Below are 6430 nucleotides of genomic sequence, written 5' to 3'. Positions count from 1 at the left end.
GGCAGGCTTTCCAGCGGGCTTGGCGACCGGCTTCGGCGCGCTCTTGGCCAGCGCCTTGCGGGCCGGCGGCGCAGCCTTAGCGGCGGCCGAGGACTTTGATTTCGCTGGGATTTTCGCCGGGGTCTTCTTGGGCTTCGAGGCGGCTTTGGCCATAGCTTGCACACAACCTGCGAGAGGAATGGGAATTCGCGGGCCTTACACCATTTTGGGCGGGCCCGCGCAAGTCGGACAGTTCCGGAAAATGAACGCCTAGAAGCGGAGCCACTTCAGGAGCCCGAGCCCGATCGCGCCGTTCACGATGAGGAAGATCGCGACGATCAAGTTGAGGAGCCGCGGCATGATCAGGATGAGCACGCCCGCAATCAACGACAGGATCGGCGAAATGTGGGCGACGGTGATGTGCATGAACTATCTTTCTGTGGAGGGTGGGCGAATCGCGGGCGGATCATAGCCCTCCCGGTTCCGCGAGTAGAGACGCGCAACAGGCAGTGCGAGTTCCGGCACCCACGAAAACTGCCCGAAATTGCCGCGAATGCGGCGGGCCTTTTCCCGGAACATTGCGAAGGGTGCATGCATTGGCCAATCGGCTGCGCCACTGGCGCGTCCGAAAATAAAATCACGTCGAAGGAGTTGTCCATGCGGAACAGGATTCTTGCTCTTGCAGCGCTCGCGGCCGCGATCGGCTCGCCCCTTGCGGCGCAGGCGCAAAGCGGTGTCACCGTCGGACGCGCGCCCGCCGTGGTCGATACCGGCCCAACCATCGCAGTCGAGCAGCGGCCGGCCTTCCGCGAGTACGTCGTCGAGCAGCGTGTGCCGGCCTTCAGCATTCCCGATCGCGTCGTCGTCGGCACCACATTACCCGAGGCGGGCGTCACCTATTATGACGTGCCGCAACGCTTCGGCGCCACTACCCATCGCTACACCGTCGTGAACGGCGAGACCGTGCTGGTCGAGCCGCGCTCACGCCGCATCGTCGAGGTGCTGGACTGATATCGAATAACTGACATCGACTAGATGTCCGGCGCGTCACTTCAATCAGGCTGGCGCGAACAGTGAAAATCGGACATCAGGCCCCGCCCGGTCTTCCCCCCGCCGGGCGGGGCACTTTTTTGCGCGGCTATGTTTGCGCTCTCGTGCCCCGGACAAGCCGCAGCGCGTAGCGTAGCGTTGCGGCGCAGAGCCGGGACCCAGAAGCTGCGAGCACGCGGCAGCATGTGCCCCGGCTCTGCAGCGCACCGCTGAAGTAGCGCTGCGCTGCGTCCGGGGCACGAGACCTAGTCCTGGATCTTCGAGAAATCCGCGACCGCACGCGTGGCGCTGCGGATCTCGTTCAGCAGCCTCAGGCGGTTCTCGCGCACCTTCGCATCGTCGTCGTTGACGCGAACTTTTTCGAAGAACGCATCGACCGGTGGACGCAGCTTTGCCATCGCGCTCATGGCGGCGGCAAAATCTTCGTTGGCGACGGCGGCACTCGCTTCCGTCTTCACTTCACCGATCGCCTTCGCCAGCGCCTTCTCCTCAGCGAGGCCATAGAGCGCGGCATCGGGCGCACCGTCGAAGGTGCGCTTGTCCTTCTTCTCCTCGATGGAGAGGATGTTGTTGGCACGCTTGGTGCCGGCGAGCAGGTTCTTGCCATCGTCGCTCTCGAGGAATTTGCCGAGCGCTTCGACGCGGCGGACGATCATCAGGAGATCGTCCTGACCGCCGAGCGCAAACACGGCATCGACGAGATCGTGGCGCGCGCCCTGCTCGCGAAGTTGGACCTTGAGACGATCAGCGAAGAAGGCGAGCAGGTCGATCGGAAGCCTCGATGCATCGGCCGGCTTCACCGACAGGCCGGCGAGCGCGGACGCCGCCACCTTCACGAGCGACAGCCGCAACGCGTTCTCGGTAATCAGCCTGATCACACCCAACGCCGCACGCCGCAGCGCATAGGGGTCCTTGCTCCCCGTCGGCTTCTCATCGATGGCCCAGAAGCCGACGAGCGTATCGATCTTGTCCGCCAAAGCCACTGCGACACTGACCGGATCGGTCGGCACGCGATCAGCAGGGCCTTGCGGCTTGTAGTGCTCCTCGCAAGCGGCGGCGACCGAGGCATCCTCGCCCTGCGCCAGCGCGTAGTATCTGCCCATAAGGCCCTGGACCTCGGGGAATTCGCCGACGACCTCGGTCAGCAAGTCCGCCTTGGCGAGATGCGCGGCACGCGTGGTCTTGGCGACATCAGCGCCGACCAGCGGCGCGATCTCCCCAGCTAGGCGCTCGATACGCTTGATGCGCGCGGCCTGCGTGCCGAGCTTCTCGTGGAATACGATCTGCTCGAACTTCGGCAGGCGATCTTCGAGCTTCGTCTTCAGGTCCGTCTCGTAGAAGAATTTCGCATCCGACAGGCGCGGACGGATCACGCGTTCGTTGCCTGATACGATGACCTTTCCACCGTCGGTCGCCTCGATATTGGCGGTGAGGACGAACTTGTTGGTCAGCTTGCCCGTCTTGGGGTCCTTGACCACGAAGCACTTCTGGTTGTTGCGGATCGTCGCGCGGATCACCTCGTCCGGGATCGCCAGATATTCCGCCTCGAACGAACCCATCATGACGACGGGCCATTCGACGAGGCCCGAGACCTCGTCGAGCAGCACCTGATCCTCGACCAGCTCAAAACCCTGAGCGAAGGTCAGCTCCTTGGCGTCGGCGAAGATGATGTCCTTGCGCGCCTGCGGATCGAGGATGACCTTTGCAGCCTTCAGCTTCGCTTCATAGTCCTCGAAGCGGCGCACCGAGATTGCGGCGGGCGCCATGAAGCGATGGCCATACGTGGTCTGGCCGGTCTCGATGCCGTCGACCTCGAACTTCACGACATCGGGCTCTTCGGTCTCGAGCCCGAAGGTCGCGGTGATCGCGTGCAGCGGACGCACCCAGCTCAGCGATCCCGGTTTTCCGGAACGCGCGCCCCAGCGCATCGATTTCGGCCAGGGGAAGGTACGGATGATGACGGGCAGGATTTCCGCGAGCACCTCGATCGCATCGCGGCCGGGCTTCTCGATCAATCCGATGTAGAAATCACCCTTGGGGTCGCGCTGGATCTTGGCTTCGTCCAGCGATTTCAGACCCGTCGCTTTCAGAAAACCCTGCACGGCCGCATCGGGTGCGCCGATTTTCGGGCCGCGGCGTTCGGTCTTCAAGTCAGGCTGGCGCGCGGGGATGCCGTGCACGGTAAGCGCAAGCCGGCGCGGCGTCGCGAACGCCTTCGCACCCTCGTAGACGAGGCCTTCGGCGACCAGCTTGTCGGTGACCATGCGGCGCAGATCGTCGGCCGCCTTCCCTTGCATGCGCGCGGGGATTTCTTCCGAGAACAGTTCAAGCAACAATTCAGGCATCAGGCCGCTCCGCCCGCTTCGGTACGCATCCAGGCTTCGCCGCAGGCCTTTGCCAATTCGCGGACGCGGAAGATGTAGCTCTGCCGCTCGGTCACGGAGATCACGCCACGCGCATCGAGCAGGTTGAAGACATGGCTCGCCTTGATGCACTGGTCATAGGCAGGCAGCGCCATCAGATGCGCCTCGCGCTTGCCGTCCTTCCAGCCCGCATCGAGATATTTTCTGCAGGCCGCTTCAGCCATCTTGAACTGCTCGAACAGCATCGCGGTGTCGGCAACTTCGAAATTGTGCTTCGAATATTCGCGCTCGGCTTGCAGGAAGACGTCGCCATAGGTGACCTTGGCGTCGCCGTCGCGGCCGTTGAAATTGAGGTCGTAGACGCGGTCGACGCCCTGCACATACATCGCCAGGCGCTCGAGCCCGTAGGTGAGCTCGCCCGCGACCGGCGCGCATTCGAAGCCGGCCACCTGCTGGAAATAGGTGAACTGGCTGACCTCCATGCCGTCGCACCAGCACTCCCACCCCAGACCCCAGGCGCCCAGCGTCGGGCTCTCCCAATCGTCCTCGACGAAGCGGATGTCGTGCACGGCGGAATCGATACCGATCGCGGCGAGCGACTTCAGGTACAGCTCCTGAAGGTTCGGCGGCGACGGCTTCATGATCACCTGGAACTGGTAGTAGTGCTGCATCCGGTTCGGGTTCTCGCCGTAGCGGCCGTCCTTGGGCCGGCGCGAGGGCTGCACATAGGCGGCGTTCCAGGGCTTTGGCCCAAGCGCGCGCAGCGTGGTCGCCGGATGGAAGGTACCCGCGCCCATCTCCATGTCGTAGGGCTGCAGGATGACGCAGCCCTGCTCGGCCCAGAACCGCTGGAGCGCGAGGATGAAGCCCTGGAACGAGCGTTCCGGGCGCATATGGGCGGGCAATGAGGCGTCCATCGTCAGATCAGGCTCTCGCGGGGGGTTTTGAATCGCGCGGGACCGTATCGACGGCGGGGGTGGGAATCAAGGCAAAGGGGGGTGGATTCGGGCCAATCAGTCCCTCATCCCGGACGGTGCCGTAGGGTGGGCAAAGCGAAGCGTGCCCACCATCGTCACCACGATTGCGGAAGCGAATGGTGGGCACGGCGCAAGAGCGCCTTTGCCCACCCTGCGGCACCGGCTAACCCGGCCGGTAGGCTCCGGTCACGGGATCACGTTTCAGCGTCTGGATGTTCCCCACATGGGCGGCTTCGGCGACGCGCGACAGGCGCATCTCCTCCAGCTCCTGATTGATCCGGACAGCGGTCTTGTAGGCCCAGCGGACCACGGCAAGCCCACCCAGGACGCCCGCAAAAGCGACGAACGGCGGCATCGGTCGATCCTTGTCTAGTGCTCAGCCCCCACGTGCATTGTTGCGCAGATGGTCCTGCGCCGCAATCGGCAGGCTGAGGGACCAAATGGCGCGGGAGGGTGGCGCCTAGAACCCGAATTTCGCCCAGATTGCCCGCGTCTCGACCGCCGAGATCAGTTCGTCCGGCAAGCCGGCCATTGATCCCAGGGCCGAAAGCTGGCCCGCGCCGGGCGATTTCCGGCCCAGGAGACCTGAGAGCAAACCGGTCGGCTGGGCAATCACGGGGGTGAGAACCTTCTCGCCGTAGCGGGCACGAAGAGTTGAGCGGAGATCGCCGATGCTGTCGGCCAGCCCCAGCGCGACCGAACTCTCGCCGGCCCAATATTCTCCGGTGAACAGGGTATCGTCGTCGCCCTTCAGCCGTGCGCCGCGACTCCCCCTCACCAGCGAAATGAAGATCTGGTGGATCTCGCGCTGGATAGCCTTCAGCTTGGCGACGTCGTCGGGGTTCTCCGGCAGGAACGGATCGAGCATCGCCTTGTGCGCGCCGGCGGTGTACAGGCGCCGCTCGATGCCGAGCCGCTTGATCGCCTCCTGAAAACCAAAGCTGCCGCCGACCACGCCGATCGAGCCGAGGATCGAGGAGGGATCGCAGATGATCTCGTCGCCCGCGCAAGCGATCATGTAGCCGCCGGAGGCCGCGACGTCCTCGACGAACACCAGCACCGGCAGTTTCTTCTCCGCCGCGAGCTGCTTGATGCGCAGGTAGATCTGACGCGACTGCACCGGCGAGCCGCCAGGCGAGTTGATCACCAGCGCCACCGCCTTGGCGTTCCGATACGAAAACGCCCGCTCCAGCACGCGCGCGACGCCCGCCAGCGTCATGCCCGGGCGTAGCGGCGTCACCGCACCGATCACGCCTGAGAGCCGCACCACGGGCACCACTGCCGTGCCCGGGCGGAACCGCGCCGGAAGATATTGCATGAGCTTGTCGGCTAGGCCGGAACTCTCACGATCGTTCAATTGTTCGGCCATGCCGTTACCCCTGATTAACCATTTGTTATCACGCGACTGTCATTGGAAGTGCCTGGAACGTGTTTTGCAGATTTCCCGTTGGGAGGCTGCAATGAGGCAGCGGAGAACGCCATGAAAATCTATCTGCTGATGCTGCTGATCGGTGCGCTGTTCATGGCGATCCGCCTGACGTCTCCGCAAGAGCAGCAGTCGGAATCGCTTCCGCAGTAAGCCGTCACCGTTCCACCAGCGGCAAGGCCGCTCTCCCCTCCAAAATCTCCATCGTCTCGTTTTTAGGCACGCGTGACTCGTCATTGAGCATGAGGCCCGGCAGCAATTGCGTCGGTGCCCGGCCGCCTTTGACTGCACGAACCAGCACGCGGATCGCGGGCCTCCCCGCCTCGCCGTGAACCGGCAGGATCGAGAGGCTGCCGAAGCCGCGCGACAGCGCCGCCAGCACATCGGCGATGCCATCTGCGCGCCAGATCAATGTCAGCACACCATTCGATCGGAGGATGCGCCGCGCTGCATGCACCCACGCATGCAGGGTCTCCTCCGTCGCCACATGCGCGGTGCGACGCGCCTGATCCGGCGAGCCGCGATGCCGGCCCGGATCGTTGAATGGCGGATTCATCAGCACCACGTCGACGCTGTCGGGCGACAGCCCGTTCGCCGCGAAGACCTGCGCGTCGGCTGTGACGTCGAGCACGATC

General features: G+C 64.2%; 7 protein-coding genes. 1 reads left to right on the top strand and 6 read right to left on the bottom strand.

Annotated features, from left to right (window positions below):
• Positions 1–249: 249 nt before the first annotated feature.
• Positions 250–405, bottom strand: a complete 156-nt coding sequence (locus MOV74_RS28475; protein WP_008562090.1) for a DUF3096 domain-containing protein — start codon at positions 403–405, stop codon at positions 250–252.
• A gap of 231 nt (positions 406–636) precedes the next feature.
• Here MOV74_RS28475 and MOV74_RS28470 point away from each other — a divergent pair, with 231 nt between their 5' ends.
• Positions 637–990: a DUF1236 domain-containing protein gene (locus MOV74_RS28470; protein ID WP_246929946.1), complete on the top strand. Its 354-nt coding sequence runs from the start codon at positions 637–639 to the stop codon at positions 988–990.
• Positions 991–1274: 284 nt separating this feature from the next.
• Here the strand turns inward: MOV74_RS28470 and glyS are convergent, their stop codons facing one another.
• The 5 genes from glyS to MOV74_RS28445 all read right to left on the bottom strand — a co-directional run.
• Entirely contained in the window at positions 1275–3374 is a 2100-nt protein-coding gene (glyS, locus tag MOV74_RS28465) for a glycine--tRNA ligase subunit beta (RefSeq protein WP_246929945.1), read from the bottom strand.
• The gene (locus MOV74_RS28460) at positions 3374–4309 is read right to left on the bottom strand and encodes a glycine--tRNA ligase subunit alpha (protein ID WP_246929944.1); all 936 of its coding nucleotides are present in this window, start codon (positions 4307–4309) and stop codon (positions 3374–3376) included. Before MOV74_RS28460 ends, glyS begins: the two co-directional genes overlap by 1 nt.
• Before the next feature lie 223 nt (positions 4310–4532).
• On the bottom strand, positions 4533–4724 hold the full coding sequence (locus tag MOV74_RS28455; protein ID WP_246929943.1) for a hypothetical protein: 192 nt from the start codon (positions 4722–4724) through the stop codon (positions 4533–4535).
• Positions 4725–4829: 105 nt separating this feature from the next.
• The gene (locus MOV74_RS28450) at positions 4830–5738 is read right to left on the bottom strand and encodes a S49 family peptidase (RefSeq protein WP_246929942.1); all 909 of its coding nucleotides are present in this window, start codon (positions 5736–5738) and stop codon (positions 4830–4832) included.
• A 214-nt stretch (positions 5739–5952) separates the two neighbouring features.
• Positions 5953–6430 (bottom strand): tRNA1(Val) (adenine(37)-N6)-methyltransferase (locus MOV74_RS28445; RefSeq protein WP_404979185.1); only part of this gene is annotated, 478 nt, incomplete at its 5' end.

This window comes from Bradyrhizobium sp. SHOUNA76 (assembly GCF_023006445.1).
In the GTDB taxonomy this organism is placed as follows: domain Bacteria; phylum Pseudomonadota; class Alphaproteobacteria; order Rhizobiales; family Xanthobacteraceae; genus Bradyrhizobium.
This window is presented reverse-complemented; position numbering and strand designations above follow the sequence as displayed.

What these genes read in the sequence shown, in the direction of transcription:
- MOV74_RS28470 (WP_246929946.1), top strand. Translation starts at nt 637, where the DNA reads ATGCGGAACAGGATTCTTGCTCTTGCAGCGCTCGCGGCCGCGATCGGC.
- MOV74_RS28460 (WP_246929944.1), bottom strand. Translation starts at nt 4,309, where the DNA reads ATGGACGCCTCATTGCCCGCCCATATGCGCCCGGAACGCTCGTTCCAG.
- MOV74_RS28475 (WP_008562090.1), bottom strand. Translation starts at nt 405, where the DNA reads ATGCACATCACCGTCGCCCACATTTCGCCGATCCTGTCGTTGATTGCG.
- glyS (WP_246929945.1), bottom strand. Translation starts at nt 3,374, where the DNA reads ATGCCTGAATTGTTGCTTGAACTGTTCTCGGAAGAAATCCCCGCGCGC.
- MOV74_RS28450 (WP_246929942.1), bottom strand. Translation starts at nt 5,738, where the DNA reads ATGGCCGAACAATTGAACGATCGTGAGAGTTCCGGCCTAGCCGACAAG.
- MOV74_RS28455 (WP_246929943.1), bottom strand. Translation starts at nt 4,724, where the DNA reads ATGCCGCCGTTCGTCGCTTTTGCGGGCGTCCTGGGTGGGCTTGCCGTG.